Annotated in this window: 16 protein-coding genes; 13 read left to right on the top strand and 3 right to left on the bottom strand. The window is 45.1% G+C overall.

Annotated features, from left to right (window positions below; translation table 11 throughout):
• Nucleotides 1-38: 38 nt before the first annotated feature.
• A complete protein-coding gene (locus OW495_RS03665; RefSeq protein WP_102514652.1) occupies nt 39-1,478 on the bottom strand; it encodes an aspartate aminotransferase family protein in 1,440 nt (479 codons plus the stop codon).
• Entirely contained in the window at nt 1,478-2,581 is a 1,104-nt protein-coding gene (gene phnW / locus OW495_RS03660) for a 2-aminoethylphosphonate--pyruvate transaminase (protein WP_102514651.1), read from the bottom strand. Before phnW ends, OW495_RS03665 begins: the two co-directional genes overlap by 1 nt.
• Before the next feature lie 350 nt (nt 2,582-2,931).
• On the opposite strand from phnW, the gene OW495_RS03655 reads away from it, so the two are divergent.
• The 13 genes from OW495_RS03655 to gntR all read left to right on the top strand — a co-directional run bounded on the left by OW495_RS03655 (nt 2,932) and on the right by gntR (nt 17,781).
• Complete coding sequence (locus OW495_RS03655) at nt 2,932-3,942, top strand: putative 2-aminoethylphosphonate ABC transporter substrate-binding protein (protein ID WP_017104203.1); 1,011 nt, start codon at nt 2,932-2,934, stop codon at nt 3,940-3,942.
• A 201-nt stretch (nt 3,943-4,143) separates the two neighbouring features.
• Nucleotides 4,144-5,562 (top strand): FAD-dependent oxidoreductase, encoded by a 1,419-nt coding sequence (locus OW495_RS03650; protein WP_102514650.1) that lies wholly within the window; start codon nt 4,144-4,146, stop codon nt 5,560-5,562.
• A gap of 168 nt (nt 5,563-5,730) precedes the next feature.
• A complete protein-coding gene (locus OW495_RS03645; RefSeq protein ID WP_102514649.1) occupies nt 5,731-6,381 on the top strand; it encodes a haloacid dehalogenase-like hydrolase in 651 nt (216 codons plus the stop codon).
• A 322-nt stretch (nt 6,382-6,703) separates the two neighbouring features.
• Complete coding sequence (locus OW495_RS03640) at nt 6,704-7,813, top strand: putative 2-aminoethylphosphonate ABC transporter ATP-binding protein (protein ID WP_102514648.1); 1,110 nt, start codon at nt 6,704-6,706, stop codon at nt 7,811-7,813.
• 20 nt (nt 7,814-7,833) lie between these two features.
• Entirely contained in the window at nt 7,834-9,543 is a 1,710-nt protein-coding gene (locus OW495_RS03635; RefSeq protein WP_198599819.1) for a putative 2-aminoethylphosphonate ABC transporter permease subunit, read from the top strand.
• Nucleotides 9,544-9,611: 68 nt separating this feature from the next.
• Nucleotides 9,612-10,316 (top strand): phosphonate utilization transcriptional regulator PhnR, encoded by a 705-nt coding sequence (gene phnR, locus OW495_RS03630; protein ID WP_004730140.1) that lies wholly within the window; start codon nt 9,612-9,614, stop codon nt 10,314-10,316.
• 138 nt (nt 10,317-10,454) lie between these two features.
• Nucleotides 10,455-11,357: a multidrug transporter gene (locus OW495_RS03625; protein ID WP_102514646.1), complete on the top strand. Its 903-nt coding sequence runs from the start codon at nt 10,455-10,457 to the stop codon at nt 11,355-11,357.
• Nucleotides 11,358-11,557: 200 nt separating this feature from the next.
• Complete coding sequence (locus OW495_RS03620; protein WP_016797095.1) at nt 11,558-12,574, top strand: TRAP transporter substrate-binding protein; 1,017 nt, start codon at nt 11,558-11,560, stop codon at nt 12,572-12,574.
• 65 nt (nt 12,575-12,639) lie between these two features.
• Nucleotides 12,640-13,197, top strand: a complete 558-nt coding sequence (locus OW495_RS03615) for a TRAP transporter small permease subunit (RefSeq protein ID WP_102514645.1) — start codon at nt 12,640-12,642, stop codon at nt 13,195-13,197.
• Nucleotides 13,190-14,512, top strand: coding sequence for a TRAP transporter large permease subunit (locus OW495_RS03610; RefSeq protein ID WP_010428786.1), 1,323 nt, complete (start codon nt 13,190-13,192; stop codon nt 14,510-14,512). The genes OW495_RS03615 and OW495_RS03610 overlap by 8 nt, the downstream gene beginning before the upstream one ends.
• Nucleotides 14,513-14,630: 118 nt before the next feature.
• Nucleotides 14,631-15,128 carry a gluconokinase gene (locus OW495_RS03605; protein WP_102514644.1) on the top strand — a complete coding sequence of 166 codons (498 nt, stop codon included), beginning with the start codon at nt 14,631-14,633 and terminating at the stop codon, nt 15,126-15,128.
• Between the two features lie 3 nt (nt 15,129-15,131).
• The gene (gene gndA / locus OW495_RS03600; protein ID WP_102514643.1) at nt 15,132-16,640 is read left to right on the top strand and encodes an NADP-dependent phosphogluconate dehydrogenase; all 1,509 of its coding nucleotides are present in this window, start codon (nt 15,132-15,134) and stop codon (nt 16,638-16,640) included.
• Between the two features lie 139 nt (nt 16,641-16,779).
• Complete coding sequence (gene gntR / locus OW495_RS03595) at nt 16,780-17,781, top strand: gluconate operon transcriptional repressor GntR (protein WP_289885018.1); 1,002 nt, start codon at nt 16,780-16,782, stop codon at nt 17,779-17,781.
• Nucleotides 17,782-17,896: 115 nt separating this feature from the next.
• On the opposite strand, the gene OW495_RS03590 is transcribed toward gntR, so the two are convergent.
• Nucleotides 17,897-18,679, bottom strand: a complete 783-nt coding sequence (locus tag OW495_RS03590; protein WP_289885016.1) for a siderophore-interacting protein — start codon at nt 18,677-18,679, stop codon at nt 17,897-17,899.
• Nucleotides 18,680-18,710: the final 31 nt, after the last annotated feature.

Genomic DNA, 18,710 nt, shown 5'->3' with positions numbered 1-18,710 from the left:
TTAAGGTTATTGGTTTAAATGTTGATTTAGAGAATGAATTAAAGGTACTCAAAATCTTTGCAGACTTTGGCTATCGCTTTTTCGAATACAGACAGAGCGACTTGTAGCTCGCTTCGGCTGATGATCAATGGTGGGCTCAACTGAATCACGTTACCTTGTGACACCTTAAAGCTCAGGCCATCGTTCAGACACTGGTACAGCACTGCTTCTGCTTCATCGAACGCTCGGGTTTTGGTTATGTGGTCGGTGACCAATTCAACGCCCCAGAGTAGGCCGATGCCGCGAACGTCACCAATGACTGGGTACTTCTCTTTCATTTGAAGCAGTTGTTCACGCACGAAAGCGCTGTCTGCTTGCACTTTTTCAAGTAGGTTTTCTTGCTCAATCACTTCCATGGTCGCGAGTGCTGCCGCGCAACCGATTGGGCTTTTCTCATGGGTGTAGTGACCAAGAGATACTTGTGCTGCCGTGTTGTATTTGTCTTTTGTGATCATGGCTGCGATTGGTACTAAGCCGCCGCCAAAACCTTTACCGATACAAAGAATGTCAGGTTCGATATCAAAAGCTTGGTGAGTGAACCATTTACCGCTACGACCCATGCCATTTGGAATGTCATCAATGATCAACATGACGTTGTGTTTGTCACAGATCTCACGGATGCGCTTCCAATAAGCCTTACTTGGCACTTGAACGTCTGTGTTACGAACCGCTTCTGCAATGAAGGCGCCAATACCGCCTTCTTTTTCAATCACATACTCAAGGTAATCGGCATAGTGCGCATCACATGCCGTTTCACTTTCACCGCCTGAGCTTTGCCCGCGAAGCGAAAAAGAGTCATTAAGCGGGAAAGCACCACGATAGGAAACCGCTGGTGGAATTCGTTCTACGCCAGCCATCAATGGACCCATACCTTCGCGGAAACAGGCTTCACCGCCGACAGAGATAGCATCCAATGACGCACCGTGGAATGAATCCCATAGCGACACTACTTTGAAGTTGTTGGTGACATGTCGAGCCAGTTTGAGTGCCATTCCAATAACTGAAGTACCACCTGGAGCAAACAACACACGGTTCAATTCACTACCACAGATCTGCGTGAGTTTTTCAGCGCACTGAACGGCGGTTTCATTGGTGAAGCGACGCGGTGAAAACGGCAATAACGCCATTTGTTGAGTCACTTTATTAATGATGTGTGGGTGACCATAACCCAGTTGATGAACATTATTCCCGTGAAAGTCCATGTACTTATTGCCAGTCGCATCTTGAATGTAGATGCCCTCAGCTGCTTCAAGTGTATCTAGGCAAGGCGTTGACATGGCTTGATGAAGAAACACGTCAGAGTCACGCTTTAACATCGCTTGAGTCGCATCATCGTTTAGCGATTCGTTCCATTTTTTGCGTGCTGGCGTGGTGTTCACATCGCCTTCGCTTCGAAAATGTGTCGCCTTTAGAATCGGCTCTTGATTAGTCGTCGTCATTATTTGATGTCCCAGTACATAGCGTTTTTCACCGCGCCAATGAGAGCTTCAATGTCTGACGGATACACTTCACCAATGTTACCGATACGAAAGCAGTCTGCGTTTGAAACCTTGCCCGGATAAATCACAAACCCTTGTTCTTTCAAACGGTCATAGAATTCCTTGAATTGGTAATCGCTATGAGTTGGAGAATAGAAAGAGGTGATGATAGGTGAGTGAAGGTCATCATTGAGCAGTGGTTCAAAGCCAAGAGAACGCATACCTGCAACCAATGTGGTTTGGTTGGTTTGGTAGCGATTATGACGAGCCTCGATGCCACCTTCTTTCTCCAATTCAAGTAGAGCTTGGTAGAAAGCGCGCACCGTATGAGTCGGAGAGGTGAAGCGCCATTTCCCATGGTTGCTTTCCATACAGTGCCATTGGTCAAACAAATCAAGGCTTAATGAGCGAGCTTGGCCTTTGCACTTCTCGAGATCTGATTGCTTTGCAATAACAAAGCCGAACCCCGGTACACCTTGAATGCACTTGTTTGCTGAGCTGATCATGTAATCGATACCTAAGTCAGCAATATCCATAGGGATGCCACCAAAACTCGACATCGCATCTAGAATGACGGTTTTGTTGTGCTGTTTTGCCAATTTGGCAATCTCTTCAATTGGATTCAGCATGCCAGTGGTGGTTTCACAGTGGACAATCGCCACGTGAGTAATGTCTGAATCCATGGCCAATGCCGTTTCCATTTCGTTCAAGTCAGGCTGTGATGTTTCACCTGGGGAAACGACATGGCATGGAATGTTTAAATATTCGGCGATTTGAGCAATACGAGCACCATACGCACCGTTATCAACCACAAGAAGCTTACCGCTGTTAGAGATAACGCTACCGATTGTTGCTTCAACTGAAGCAGTGCCGCTGCCTTGCATTAATACACTTGTATATCCCGCCTGCTTAGTCGCTAAAGTCACAAGCTTGCTACGAATCACTTCAACAACGTCTTTGTTGTATTCATCATCCCAAGTACACCAATCTTTTAGCATCGCTTGGCGAACGGTTTCAGAAGTAGATAAAGGACCCGGTGTCAGCAGTAAGTATTCGTTTCTCATGTTCAACTCTCGTGATTTGTATTTTGGACTATACCAATATTTGCAGTTACTTTAACAACCAATTTAAACGGTCGTAAATAGCCCAAACGTTATTTTCACAAAAGCTTCATATTCAAATTTGTCACTTGTGTTGAGAAATTTTCCGATCTTTAAATTGCCATTTTTTGTTCATTTAATCGTCATAAAAGCCAGTTAGCTTAATACTCGAAATCTGGTACATACCAATGTAAAGATGTGTGCTAATAACCTAAATGAATTTATGGATATAGAAGCCACTAGATGGAGCTTCTAGCCTTAACAACTTTAACCTTGGCAATTCCTAACCTTGGCATCGGGCCTGACTGGAGAAAATGATGAAAAACCGTTTTATGAAAGGATCACTTGCAGCATTAGTTACTCTACTAGCTGGTAATGCTTATGCAGCACAGGAAGTGACGGTTTACACAGCTTTTGAAACTGACATTTTAGCGAAATACAAAAACGCATTTGAAAGTGAAAACCCAGACATCAACATCAAATGGGTTCGTGATTCAACTGGGATCATGACGGCAAAATTATTGGCCGAGAAAAACAACCCTCGTGCAGAAGTAGTATGGGGTCTTGCGGGCTCTTCTATGGCTTTGCTTAAAGAAGAGGGCATTCTTAAGCCTTACACTCCTCAAGGTGTAGAAGCGCTGCGTGCAAATCTTAACGACCCGCAATCTACTCAAGCTTGGTATGGCAATGACGCATTCTTCAATGCGGTTTGTTTCAACGAAGTAGTTGCTAAGCAATTGAACCTACCTGCACCTAAATCTTGGGATGACCTAACGAAGCCTATCTACAAAGGTCACATTGCAATGCCAAACCCAGCATCTTCTGGTACGGGCTACATGCAGGTTTCGGCTTGGTTACAAAATATGGGTGAAGACCAAGGTTGGAACTACATGCAGAAGCTAGATCAAAACATTGCTCATTACACGCACTCCGGTTCGAAGCCATGTGTTCAAGCGGGTATGGGTGAAGTGGCTATCGGTATTTCTATGGCGAGCCGCGGTGCGAAACTGAAGACTCAAGGTGCGCCGCTTTCTGTGATTACGCCTGAAGGTATCGGTTGGGAATCTGAAGCGGTAGGTCTTGTTAAGCCTTCAGATGCAGCACAACGTGTTATCGATTGGTCTATCTCTAAAGCAGCGAATGAACTTTACATCGAAATGTACCCAGTTGTTGGTCACCAAGATGTAACAGGTAAAGCAGAGAACTTCCCGAACGTAGAGAAGAACATGGCAAAAATGGACTTCGCTCGTATGGGCAGTGAACGTGCAGATGTTCTGAAAACATGGTCTGAGAAGTTTGACGCTAAATCAGAGCCAAAATCTTAATCTGCTGAGCTAGTTAGTTTCTTGGTTACTTAGTTAATTATCTACTGAGCTTATTAGATTACAGAGTTTATTCGACACATGGTTTATTAGACACGTAGTCCATTAGATATGCAGCTCATTAGAAGTTAAGAATCAGTAAAGGAAGGCTTCGGTCTTCCTTTTTCAGTTTTACGCCTTTAGGTTTTAAGTAAGGTACGACAAATGACAAAACACTATTCATATTGGTTCAAGCAGGCACTAGAAAAGGAATTTGGCAGCATAGATGCAGGTCTAGAATCCACGAAGCCACTACAAAAAGACATTAACTGCGACATCGCCATTGTTGGCGGTGGTTACACAGGGTTATGGACGGCGATTTTGATTAAACAGCAGCAACCTCAAAAGCATGTTGTGGTGATTGAAAAAGGCTTGTGTGGCAGCGGCGCTTCTGGCGCGAACGGTGGCTGTATGTTGACGTGGTCGACTAAGTATCCAACGTTGAAGAAGCTCTACGGCAAAGAACAAGCAAAGTGGCTGGTTAAGGAATCTGAAAAGGTCATTTACGAGATCGAAGCTTTCTGTAACGAGCATAAAATCGATGCGCATCTTTATAGAAGTGGCACTTACTACACGGCAACCAATGAATCTCAAAAGGGCGGAATGGAGCCTGTCGTTAATGAGTTGCTCAAGCAGGGCATCAACAGCTGGAAGAAGTGTGATCAGTCCTTAGCTGATAAAGCGGGGTCGGATCGCCACATTGAAGGTTACTACTCAGAAGCTGCTGGTAGCGTTCAGCCAGCGTTATTGGCGAGAGGCTTACGCCGCATTGCGATCGAATTGGGTGTCGAAATTTACGAAAATACAGAAATGACTTCTCTTGATTACGGCTCACCAGCTCGCGTCCAAACTAAGGGGGGGAAGATAACTTCCGATAAAGTGATCTTAGCGCTCAATGCATGGATGCTCGATCACTTTAAAGAGTTCAAACGCAGCATTGTGGTTGTCTCCTCTGACATGGTAGCGACGAAGCCTATTCCTGAAAAACTCAAGCAGTTTGGTCCCGAAAAAGGAGCGGCGGTAGTGGACTCGCGCATCTTTGTTCATTACTACCGTGACACTGAGGATGGACGACTCATGTTGGGCAAAGGCGGCAATAAATTCTCGTTTGCGAATCAGGTTGAAAGCATGTTCAACCAAACGACTAACTACCTACCGATTCTCAATCAATCCTTCCAGAAATTGTTCCCTAAACTGGAGCAGAATGAATTCGATTACAACTGGTCGGGCGGTTCAGACCGATCCGTCACAGGATTGCCATTTTTCGGTAATCTAAAAGGCCAAAACAACATCTATTATGGGCTCGGTTACTCAGGTAATGGTGTGGCTCAAACTCGCATGGGAGGCAAAATTTTGTCTTCAATGGTGTTAGGAGATGATAACGAATGGACACGTAGTGGTTTAACTAGCGGTCCACGAGGCTATTTCCCACCAGAGCCATTTCGTTGGGTTGGAGCAATGATGGTTAGAGATGCTGTTCGACGAAAAGAGAACGCGGAAGACTCTGGTAACGCGCCATTGTGGCTGGATAAGCAATTGGCAAAGCTCGCAGGTGCGGCAGGTAAAGCCGACAAGGTGGAGTAAATACGTAGTTTAGATTGCTCATTGCCAGTTAAGTCTAAGTCGTTTTGGCAGTAACAGTCGTTTTGGAAGTAGCTGTAATTTTTTGAAGTAACAGTCGGTTTGAAACAAGGTTAGTTTTTAAGTAAGAGCTGAGTTCGAAGTTAAATTTGATTTGAAGTGAGAATTGATATGACGACCCCGCTGTATGTATTTGATCTAGATGAAACCCTCATGGATGGTGACAGCGCCATGATTTGGAACGAATTTTTGATTGAGAAAGGTTTGGTTAATGATCCTAGTTTTTTGAACGAAGAACGCCGGTTAATGACGTTGTATGTTCAAGGGATTCTTAATGAAGAGGCTTATCTTACATTTGCTATTCGTCCACTTAACAATAGAACACACCGAGAGGTTTGTGCTTTATTAGAGGAGTGTATCGATCGCAAAGTTCTGAGCAAAATCTTCCCTCAAGTTATACAGGGGAATTGGTCGGAAAAAACACAAGATCAGCCGATGGTTATCCTATCTGCCGTTGTCTCATTCGTTCCTGCATGTGTAGCGAAAAGACTCCATATTCCGAATGCAGTTGGCATCGAGTTAACGGAAGAGTCTGGTCAATATACCGCTAAGATCTTAGGTCTTCCTAACCATCCATATGGAAAATTTGTGGGTCTAAAAGAGTGGATTAGGGAATACCATAGTGCGTGTGGTCAACAACAAGGTTGTGATTCAATCAACGATTTACCATACTATGAACTGGCCGATCGCCCTCGCTTAGTTAATCCACATCAACGTTTAAGTACTCGTGCCGAATCTACGCCTTGGTGCGCAGTGAACTGAGCTTAGTGATTGCTAGAAACTATTGCTATTAGAAACTATTTCTATTGGGAATAATCGCGACTAGAAACAGTCGTACAAACATACGCATCAATTGATATTTGGCGGTGAGAAGTCCACTAGCTTTCATCGTCAAATACCTTTTGGATGACGAACTCCTTACTGTAAATTATTGAAAATGCTAATTTGTTTAATTTGCATCGTCTCCCGCTAAAATGAATTTTATTTCTGCAATATAACTGTCATTTAGCTTCTATAAATTTGTCACTCAACTGCAATATTCAAAGTTTAAATTTGGTATATACCATTTAAAGAGTGCTGTAGTATGAGCAACCAAACTTATTTGAATATTGAAAACGTTGTAAAACAATTTGGCCAATTTACAGCGTTAAAAGACATCTCTCTATCGATCGATAAAGGTGAATTCGTCTGTTTCCTTGGCCCATCTGGCTGCGGTAAAACGACACTACTACGTGCGATTGCAGGACTGGATTTACCGACCTCAGGCTCGATTGAGCAGAATGGAGCGGATACGACGTTCCTACCTCCTGAGAAGCGCGATTTCGGTATCGTATTCCAATCTTATGCTCTATTTCCAAACCTGACTGTGGAAGAGAACATCGCAATTGGTTTGAAGAACCAAGGGATGTCGACCAAAGAAGCTCTGGAAGCGGTAGAATCTTGGTTAGAAACTATTGGTTTACCAACTTCTGGTCAAAAATACCCAAATCAACTGTCTGGTGGACAACAGCAACGCGTGGCTCTCGCTCGTGCATTGGCCTTGTCTCCAGGTTTATTACTCCTCGATGAACCGCTCTCTGCGCTTGATGCGAAGGTAAGAACACACCTGCGTGATGAGATCTGTCAATTGCAGCGTAAGCTGGGCATTACCACCATCATGGTGACTCATGATCAAGATGAAGCCTTAACCATGGCCGATCGCATTGTGGTCATGAATCATGGTGTTATCGAGCAAGTGGGTGCTCCGCAAGAAATCTATCAAAATCCAGTTAGCCGCTTTGTCGCTGAATTCGTTGGTAGCATGAACTTCATTCAAGCTTCTGTTGCTGCGAAAGGCAAAATGCGCATTGCAGAGTCGATGTTAGCGTTGCCAGTTTTAGATAATTTGACACCAAAGCATGGCGATCGTTTTGATATCGCGGTGCGTCCAGAACAAATTCAGTTTGTTGATCGCTTTAACGAGTCTTTACCCGTCAGAATCATATCTAGCGAGTTCCTAGGGGCGTTCTATCGAGTTGAGTGTGAACTGCAACATGACTCTACGGCTAAAGAGATCATCGTTGATGTGTCAGTCAAAGAGTTTAATCGATTGAAACTGCGTCGCAGCGATATTCGTTACGTAGCCTTTGATGAAGAAGGTCTTAGAGCTTACCCATCTGAAAGCCTGCAAGTGATGAAAGACGAGGCGGCGTAACAATCATGGAATCGACTCAAATGATGCAATCTAAGCTGCTAATTCAACGACGAGTAACGCCTTTTCTTGCTCGGTTAAGTAAAGACAACGTAATCCTATTCGGGCTTCTGGCTTTTTTGTCAGTGGTCATGACGCTATTCATTCTGATGCCACTGTGGGCAATGTTGAAAAAGAGTGTTCAGAACGCAGACGGTGAATTTGTAGGGTTACAGAATTTCGCAACGTATTTTGCTTCGCAGAGCCTCTGGCAGTCGGTAGGTAACACGTTTACGCTTGGGCTGTTAGTAACGGTTGTCGTGGGTGTATTAGCGTTTGGTTATGCCTATGCGTTGACTCGTTCATGTATGCCTTTCAAGGGGCTTTTTCAGGTGTTGGGTTCAGCGCCGATTCTAGCTCCGTCGTTGCTTCCTGCGATCAGTTTGATCTTCTTATTTGGCAACCAAGGTATCGCTAAAGAAGTATTAGGGGGAAATTCGGTATACGGCTTGATTGGTATTTCACTTGGCTTGATATTCTGGACCTTTCCACATGCCCTGATGATTCTAACCACTTCATTAAGAACCTCTGATGCTCGTCTTTATGAGGCAGCCCGTGCTCTAAATACTTCATCGCTTAAAACCTTCTTCATGGTGACGCTACCTGCGGCAAAGTATGGTTTGATCAGCACTCTGATCGTTGTATTTACGCTGGTGGTTTGTGACTTTGGTGTACCAAAGGTGATTGGTGGCAGTTATAACGTTCTATCGACTGACATCTTTAAACAAGTGGTAGGGCAACAGAATTTCTCTATGGGTGCAGTGACCAGTATTTTATTGCTATTGCCTGCGTTGCTTGCGTTTACTGTGGATCGCTGGGTTCAAAAGAAACAGAAGAGCTTGTTTGATACTCGATCCGTCGCGTACCAACCTGAACCAAACACTCTACGTGATGGCGTGTGTTTGCTCTATTGCACCATCATCTCTGCTGCTGTTGTTATCGTGCTAGGCATGGCGATATACGGTTCTATGGTCACGTTCTGGCCTTGGAACAAAGCACTCACCTTGAATAACTATAATTTCTCAGAAATGAGTACCTACGGTTGGACGCCGTTCTTCAACTCTCTGACGCTCGGTGCTTGGACTGCTATTATCGGTACGGTACTGATTTTCTTGGGTGCATATTGCATTGAGAAAGGCAGAGCATTTGGTCCAGTTCGTCAGGCAATGCAGATGCTCAGTGTGGTCCCGATGGCCGTTCCGGGTATGGTGTTGGGTTTGGGATATATCTTCTACTTCAATGATTTGAGTAATCCACTCAACTTCTTGTATGGCACGATGGCGTTCTTGGTGATCAACACCGTGGTTCACTATTACACGGTAGGGCACATGACGGCATTAACCGCATTAAAACAGTTGCCTGAGGAGATAGAAGCGACGGCGGCTTCGGTTAACCTACCGCAATACAAGCTGTTCTTTAAGGTGACGATGCCGGTTTGTTTGCCTGCGATTTTAGATATTGCGACATACCTGTTTATTAATGCACTTACCACGACATCTGCGGTAGTATTCTTGTATTCTACCGATACGATACCTGCGTCAGTTTCAGTACTGAATATGGACGATGCGGGACAAACCGGTGCAGCAGCAGCCATGGCTGTCATGATCATGATATCGGCGGCAAGTGCGAAGTTGATTCATATGCTAATCAACAAATTATTTGAGAAGCGCACCCAAGCTTGGCGTAAACGCTAGCGAACCATTTTATATTGCAGTTGGCCAAGGAGTAGCTGACGACAAGAACAAGAATAAAAGGAAATGAAGTGCAGTACGTAAAAATCAAAGACGTCATCGTAGAGCAGATAGAGTCGGGGATGTTAACGCCACGACAGAAGCTGCCTGCGGAGCGCAAACTGGCTGAATCGTTTGATACAACACGAGTAACGTTGCGTGAAGCGCTGTCTTCACTTGAAGCTGAAGGGCGTATTTATCGAGAAGACCGCCGTGGTTGGTTTATCTCTCCAGCGCCACTGCGCTACGACCCAACGCAAACGCTGAACTTCACTAATATGGCTTTGTCGCAGAATCGTAAGCCGAAAACAGAATTAGTGGCAGCGAAAGGCATGTTAGCAACCAAAGAAGCAACTAGGCTGCTTGAGCTACAACCTTTTTCGGATGTTTATCGAGTAGACAGAGTTCGTTACCTTGAAGATAGGCCTGTTGTGTATGTGACCAACTACATTCGACCTGAACTGTTCCCTAACTTGCTTGACTACGACTTGTCTAAGTCGTTGACGGACATATACCGAGAGCACTTTGGCGTGGTGTATCAGAAGATACGTTATCGAGTGAGCACAACATCATTGCTGGGCGAAACAGCGCAAGCACTGCGTGCGACTTCGGGTTCTCCGGCTATGGTGGTTGAGCGTGTTAACTACAATCAGAACGGTGATTTGATTGACTGCGATATTGAGTATTGGCGTCATGATGCGATCAGCATTGAGTCGATAGCACAGCTAGAGCGCTAGTCATACATTTAGAATGCTGGCATATCTGCAATTATGCAGTATTGCCCAATTGAAACGATCAAAGGTCTCTTATTCGGAGGCCTTTTTTATCACCGGTTGTCAGCCGTTGTGCTAATTCATCAATAATTTAGGAATGAAATGGAATTCTCTGCGATTGTAATCGTGATCATTTCGGCTTTGCTTCACGCGGGTTGGAACGTTCTAGGTAAATCTAATCAAGGCTCGGGCTCGTCTTTCTTCTTAGCCTCTGGCTTTGCCGCCGCAGCGATATTGACGCCTTACTTGATCTGGTATGTTCACAGTGTTGGACTGTCAAATATCTTACTTCCATTCTGGCAACTGGTTTTCTTGAGTGGGATCTGTCAAATCATCTATTTGATTGGGTTAGGCGCTGCCTATAAACAAGCTGATATCGGTGTTATTTACCCAATGGCACGAGCACTGCCTGTGTTGATGGTGGGTTTAGGGACTGTGTTGATCGGCTATGAATTGTCAGCGAATCAATGGATTGGGTTCACTTTAATAACCTTGGGTTGTTTGTTTGTACCACTTAAGCAGTTTTCAGACCTTAGGTTAAAAGCGTATCTCAACCTCGGCGTGTTGTGGGCGTTAATTGCCGCTATTGGTACCACGGGCTATTCCATCATTGATAAAGAGGCGCTTCTATTATTAGAGCCTCTAAGCACACCCACCGTTACTAACAAACACACTGCGATTTTCTACCTAGGCATTCAGTTTTGGGCGATTGTGATTCCGCTGAGTGTTTGGTTATTCGTAACCAACCAAAGAATCGAGTTTACTAATGCTTGGATACTGCGAAAGAAAGCCACAGTGGCCGGCATCATGATGGCTTCGACTTATGGTTTGGTGTTGTTTGCGATGACCATGACTGAGAACGTCAGCTTGGTTGTGGCACTTAGGCAAGTAAGTATCATCTTCGGCGTAGTGATGGGGATCTACTTTTTAAAGGAAAAGTGGCACGTTACACGTGGTGTAGGCGTCATGTTTATTATTGCTGGCTTAGTTATCTCACTGACTTAAAAAGAAATTAAATCCTACCTCCAACCTATAATGTGACTTTTCAGTCGCATTTTTCTTATTGATAGCAAACGTTTTACTAATGTTAAAGATGTGATCCTTCTCATAGACAAGGCTGTAAAGTTACCGGTAACATTTACCTCAACGTTACCGGTAACATATAATTACAAACCGGACTCTGTGAAACTCATAAGGATACCCAAATGAAAGCTCTGACTAAAACGCTGATTGCTGCCTCCCTCACTGGTCTATTTGCTACTTCAGCAATGGCTGCAGACTTTAAACTTAAAATTCAATCTTCAGATCCTTCTGGCGACTTGAACTTCAAAGTTCAGCAGAAGTGGGCTGAGCGCGTAGAGACGATGTCTAACGGACGTATTGATATCGATCTTCTGCCTGTAGGCGCTGTGGTTAAGCACACAGAAACGCTAGGCGCGATCAAAATGGGCATCCTAGATGGTCACATCACAGCAACAGGTTACTTCTCTGGTAAAGATCCAGCATTTGGTCTTATCGGTAACATGGTTGGCGCATGGTCAGACACAACACAACTGCTTCAGTACATGAACTACGGTGGTGGTAACGAACTAATGACTGAACTGTACAAGCCTTACGGCGTTCAGTTTGTAGGTGCTTCTACGACGGGTGTTGAATCTTTCATTTCTAAAAAGCCAATCGATGGTGTTGCGGATCTTAAAGGCCTCAAATTACGTGCGCCTGAGGGCCTAGTTCAACAAGTATTTGCAGCGGCGGGCGCGACTCCAGTAAACCTGCCGGGTTCTGAAGTATTTACTGGTCTAAGTAAAGGCGTAATTGATGCTGCGGACTACACGGTATTCTCTACCAACCAAAAAGCGGGCATGAACGACATTGCAACACATCCAGTTCAACCGGGCTTCCACTCATTGCCGCTTATCGATATCTCTGTATCTCAGAAGAAGTGGGACAAGATGCCAGCTGATCTACAAACGATTCTACAAACATCAGTGCGTGACTTCTCTTACGACATGACGACTCAGCTGAAAATGGCTGACCAAGCTGCGCTTAAAGAAGCTCAAGCGAACCCAGAAATCACTATCCACGACTGGTCTCAAGAAGAGCGTAAGAAGTTCCGTGAAATCGCGAAAGGCCAATGGAAAGTATTTGCAGAGCGCTCTGACAACGCAGGGAAAGTTTACACCTCAGTGACTGTGTTCCTAGAAGAAAACGGCTTACTGTAATTCAAATTTAGTTTACTGACGGGGGAGGGCACTGCTCTCCCGTATTCTCCCAGGAAATTTGGCTCATGACCGATAAAATCCCCCACGCCCCAGCTGAAAACGACGAGCAACCAAGAAATGCGCTTGATCGTGTTGTTATAAAGTTCAGTAATCTCGTTAGCTGGTTGTTTATTTTTACTGTATTGATTTCATTTTATGAAGTTGTGATGCGTTACGCATTCGATGCCCCGACCACATGGGTACATGAAACAGCTTCTTTCATAGGTGGTTCTTTATTCATTATTGGTGGTATCTACGCGTTTGCTGCGAATAAGCATGTGCGTGTGGTTCTTATCTACGATTCAGTGTCTAACCAAGCACGCAAATATCTTAATCTTGTTCACCACATTGTTGGTTTGGCCTTTGCTGGCATGCTCGCTTACGCGGCTTACTTCACTGCGGAAGAAGCGTGGTTTGCACCTTGGGGTGAATTCCGCCTTGAAACATCAGGTTCAGTGTTAAACGCGCCTTATCCTGCGTTGCTGAAAGGCCTGATTTTTGTCGTTTTGTGTGTTCTTGTTGTCCAGTTTGTATTGCACCTAATCCAAGAGTTGATAGGTCTAAGGAAGAATGACGATGTTTGATTTATCTTCTATTGGTATCGCATGGGGCAGTTTGCTCATGCTGGTTATGATGATTGGCCTGCTACTGACCGGTATGCAGCTAGCGTTCGTAACAGGCTTTGTCGCGATTTTCTTCACTCTATGTTGGTTTGGTCCTGATGCCCTGCCTTTGATTGCAAGCCGTACCTACAGCTTTGCTTCTGGTTATGTTTTCCTTGCAGTTCCCATGTTCGTGTTGATGGCGGCTTTATTAGACCGCTCGGGTATCGCGCGTGACCTGTTTGATGCAATGAAATCTGTTGGCCGTAAGGTTCGTGGTGGTGTTGCAGTTCAAACGCTACTAGTTGCGGTTCTATTGGCTTCGATGTCAGGCGTTATCGGTGGTGAAACGGTACTACTGGGTATTCTCGCACTGCCACAAATGCTTCGCTTGGGTTATGACCGTAAGCTTGCTATCGGTACAACCTGTGCAGGTGGCGCACTTGGTACCATGCTTCCGCCAAGTATCGTACTTATCATCTACGGTATGACAGCCAGCGTATCGATTGGCGACCTGTTCAAAGCGTCATTCTTACCAGCGTTTATTCTTGCTGGCTGTTACATCGGTTATGTGCTGATTCGCTGTAAGCTAAACCCTTCTCTTGCGCCAATTCCAAGTGATGATGAGACAGAAGAAGATATCGCCAATCAGCCAAGCTACTTCAAAGCTCTGTTCTTCCCACTGCTCTCTGTCGCAACGGTTTTGGGCAGTATCTACACAGGTATCGCATCAGTAACAGAAGCGTCTGCTTTGGGTGTAGTTGGCATCATGATCAGTGCGCTAATCCGTGGTGAGCTGAACTTCAGTATGTTGAAAGAGAGTGCCATCGCAACCATGCGTACCTGCGGCATGATCATGTGGATTGGTATCGGTGCAAGCGCATTGGTTGGTATCTACAACCTGATGGGCGGCATTGATTTTGTTGAAGAAACCATCCTTGCGCTCAGTGGCGGTAACGCGACAGTAACGCTATTAATCATGATGGCTATCTTATTGGTACTAGGCATGTTCCTTGACTGGGTAGGTGTGGCACTTCTAACAATGCCAATCTTCGTTCCAATCATCACTGGCCTTGGTTTTGACCCAGTGTGGTTCGGCGTTGTGTTCTGCCTAAACATGCAGGTGTCGTTCTTGTCACCGCCGTTTGGTCCTGCGGCATTCTACTTGAAATCAGTAGCACCAAAAGACATCAGCTTAGGTGAAATTTTCTCTTCACTACTGCCGTTCATTGCACTTCAAGTATTGGTTCTGGCACTGGTTATTATCTTCCCTCAGCTCGCGCTTTGGTGGCAATAACAGCGAAGGTTCCTGAGTGAGTTTAACGTTCAGGAACCTATCAATAGCAACACAAGTTTAACTATTAGATTCGATTGTCAGCCCCTGTTTTGGTTGGGGCTTAGGGAAGGCTTGCCTTATGAAAAGCAAAAAAATACTCGTGATGGGCGTATCTGGATGCGGAAAAAGCCTGATTGGCAGCCGTGTCGCGCAGGCTTTAGAACTTCAATTCTTTGATGGCGATGACTTCCATCCACAAAGCAATGTAGAAAAGATGCGTCAAGGTATTCCGCTGACTGACGAAGATCGTCAAGGATGGCTAGAAACACTGAATAAGCAATATATCGAACAACCAAGTGCTGTGATTGCATGCTCTGCATTGAAACCTCAATACCGTGAGATTCTGCGAGAGAACAATAAAGACTTAGTGATTGTGTACCTTCAGGGCAGTTTCGATACGATTTGGAATCGCCATAAAGCTCGTGAAAACCATTACTTTAATGGCCAAGAAATGTTGAAAAGCCAATTCGCAACCTTGGTTGAACCTGAGCTAGATGAAGCGCTATTTGTCGATATATCGCAAGATGTTGAGCAAGTCGTAGAAAGTGCACTCAAACAAATTAAGCAGATAGGTTAAACCATGACTCAGATAAAAAATGACATCGCGATGATTGGTTTAGGAGTGATGGGCAAAAGCCTTGCGCTCAACCTATTGGATAACGGCTTTAACGTTGCTGGCTTTGACTTGAATACAGACAATATTGATCGCGCCAGTTCAGAAGCAAAGCTGCTTAATGAATCGTTTACTGGTAAAGGTCAGTTCACACAAGGGACTAGCCTTGAGCATGTGCTGCAAGGGCTCGCGAAGCCGCGTGTAATCGCTTTGTCGGTTCCTGCAGGAAAACCTGTCGATATCGTCGTAAATAGCTTGCTTGATGCTGGCTTAGAAAATGACGACATTGTTATCGATACAGGCAACAGCCTTTGGACAGATACCGAGGCGCGTGAAGTGAGCTACAAAGGCAAACTGCGCTTCTTTAGCACCGCCGTTTCTGGTGGTGAAGAAGGCGCTCGTGTTGGCCCTGCGCTCATGGCGAGTGGCGACCAATCAGCTTGGCAATATGTGAAACCGATGTGGGAAGCGATTGCTGCAAAAGTGGATGCTAATGGGCTACCTGTTGGTCAGTTTGAAGCGGGTGAAGCATGCGCTGCGTATGTTGGTCCTTCTGGTACCGGGCACTATGTGAAAATGGTACACAATGGTATTGAATATGCCGACATGCAGCTCATCTGTGAAGTTTACCAGTTCATGCGTGATGTGCTTGATATGTCAGCTCAAGAGATTGGCCAAGTCTTTGATCAATGGAACAACGGTGTACTTAATAGTTACCTGATGGAAATCAGTGCCGATATTCTTCAACAAAAAGATGTTGTAACGGGTAAGCCGTTCGTTGAGGTTGTGCTTGATAAAGCAGGGCAGAAAGGTACGGGTTTGTGGACGGCAGTTAACAGCCTTCAAGAAGGGTGTCCAACCCCAACCATTGCTCAAGCGGTTTATGCACGTGCGATGAGCGGTCAAAAATCACAACGTCTTCAAGGTAGTCAGCTTCTAAAGGGCAATATTGCTGATGCCAGCCAGTTGGATAAAACAGAGGTTATTTCTGAGCTTCACGATGCTCTATATTGCGCCAAGTTGTCTGTTTATGCACAAGGTTTTGATTTACTGAAAACTGCGTCAGACAAAGAGGGTTGGAATCTCGATTTCACTCAAATTGCTAAGATTTGGCGAGCGGGTTGTATTATTCGTGCCGCTTTCTTGCAAAGTATCACATCGGCTTACCAACAAAATACTGAGCTAGCGAATCTGTTGTTTGATGAGGCTTTCATCAAACAGGTGGAGGAGCGTGAGCTTGCTTGGCGCATCGCGGTAGCGAACTCAGCTCTGTATGGTGTGCCGATGCCGGGAATCAGTTCTGCTCTGAGTTACTTCGACTCATTACGTTGTGAGGTGTTGCCTGCAAATCTGCTGCAAGCGCAACGTGACTATTTTGGTTCTCATACTTATTCGCGAGTCGATAGAGATGAAGCTGAAAAGTATCACGTTACCTGGAGTCAGTCTCCAAGAACTGAAGTAAAAGTGAACGCTTAAACAATCAATAACGCCCTCAACAAGAGGGCGTTTTTAATTATGACGCTGTATCAACATTTTACTAAATTAGGCTTCAAATTCCACGTCAGTCGGATACACTGTTACCAGTAACATAACTCAAAAATAATAATTACTAATTATGTCGAATAAGAAAAAACGTCCAACATTACAAGATGTTGCCAACCTCGTTGGTGTCACTAAAATGACCGTCAGTCGCTGCCTGCGAGATCCTTCTCAAGTATCAGAAGCTCTGCGCGATAAGATCAGCGCAGCAGTAGACGAGCTAGGTTATATTCCTAATCGCGCACCAGACATTCTTTCCAACGCAAAAAGCAATGCGATTGGTGTTTTGGTTCCCTCGTTAACCAACCAAGTTTTTGCTGAAGTTATCCGTGGCATTGAACAAGTTACCGCGCCCGCAGGCTACCAAACCATGATTGCCCACTATGGCTATAGCGCTGAACTGGAAGAGCAGAGCATCGCTTCACTGCTTTCCTATAACGTTGATGCGATTATCCTTTCAGAAAACGTGCACACCGATAGAGCGCGTAAAATGCTGCAGACTGTTTCTATCCCTGTGATTGAAATTATGGATTCGGTGTCTCCCCGTATTGAACAAGCAGTGGGCTTTGATAACTTTGAAGCGGCTAGAGCGATGACCAAAACCATGCTCGAGAGAGGGCGCACCAATATCGCTTACTTAGCAGCACGTATGGATGAGCGTACTCGCTTGAAAATGGCGGGCTACGAGCATGCAATGCAAGAAGCCGATAAAACGCCTGTGACACTGCAAACGGAAGACGCTTCCTCGTTTACTCTTGGTGCAAAACTGATTGGTGAGTTACTTGAGAAACACCCACAAGTGAATGGCATTTTCTGTACTAACGATGATTTGGCCATTGGTGCTTTTTACGAATGTGTACGACGTGGTATTCAAGTACCCGAGCAGATGGCGATTGCAGGTTTCCACGGACACGACATTACGGTGGCGATGACGCCGCGTTTAGCGACTGTCGTAACACCTAGGGAGCAGATCGGTAAAGTCGCTGCAGAGCAAGTTGTAGCACGTTTACAAGGCAACAATGAATGGGTGGCGAAGCTGGATCTTGGTTATGAGATTGAAGTAGGTGAGAGTATCTAATTCTACACTTCGACTTTGATTTTCTTCGGATTAAAACTAAAACGCCCTTAACGAGATGAACTTCGCTAAGGGCGTTTTCTATTTATCTAGCAAAAAGATGTATGCAGTAACAGGCTTAACCCGCTAAAGCTTGAGCATCTTGTTGCTTCAATACTTTGTGGCCATCTTCAGTGACGCCACGCTTCCAATAACTGCTAATGTAGATGTCCTCTTTCGCGACTTCTTTTTCGTTTCGGAAGTATTGTCTCAGCTCGCGCATGCTTTCAAATTCACACGCTGTCCAAATCGAAACCTGACCGTCTAACCATTCTGAATTGCGAACCGTTTGTGAAAGGGATTCTGAGGTTTCATCTTCAATTAACCAAGTGACTTTGATGCCTTGAGGCGCTTCAAGTGTTTGCTTGTCTGATGCTGAATTGATCTGAATGACAGCGTGACCTGTTGCGTGCTCTGGAAGTGATTTTACTTTTGCAGAAAGCGCAGGGAGCGAGGTCATGTCTGCGACTAAGAAGAACCAATCAGAGTTCAGATTCAGCCCTTGAATCAAACCAGGTCCCGCCACTGAAATCGTGTCTCCCACTTCCGCGTTCATTGCCCATCTTGCAGCGAAACCACATTGTAAATCTGTGGTGATGTGGCGAACGAAATCAACCTCAATCCAGTTTTCTACAGGGTTGTACTGACGAATGGTGTAAGTGCGCATAGTTGGGCGATCACCGTCATTCAGTTGGCTTAAATCGGTTGTGCCGAGTGGCGAGAATAAAAGCTTGATGTAGCCGCCGGCACATTCAGTTGGGTATTTACTTAACCCTTCACCGCTCAGCGTTATACGTTGCATGTTTGGTGTGATAGTTGAGGTTTGAGTAACAGTTAATGTGATAGGGCTAGGCTTGCTCATATAAGGCTCTCTTAGATTTTGATTTCCACAT

The organism is Vibrio sp. 14N.309.X.WAT.E.F5 (assembly GCF_030397615.1).
In the GTDB taxonomy this organism is placed as follows: Bacteria; Pseudomonadota; Gammaproteobacteria; order Enterobacterales; family Vibrionaceae; genus Vibrio; species Vibrio lentus.
The sequence above is the reverse complement of the archived record's forward strand: the minus strand, read 5'-3'. Positions and strand labels throughout refer to the sequence as shown.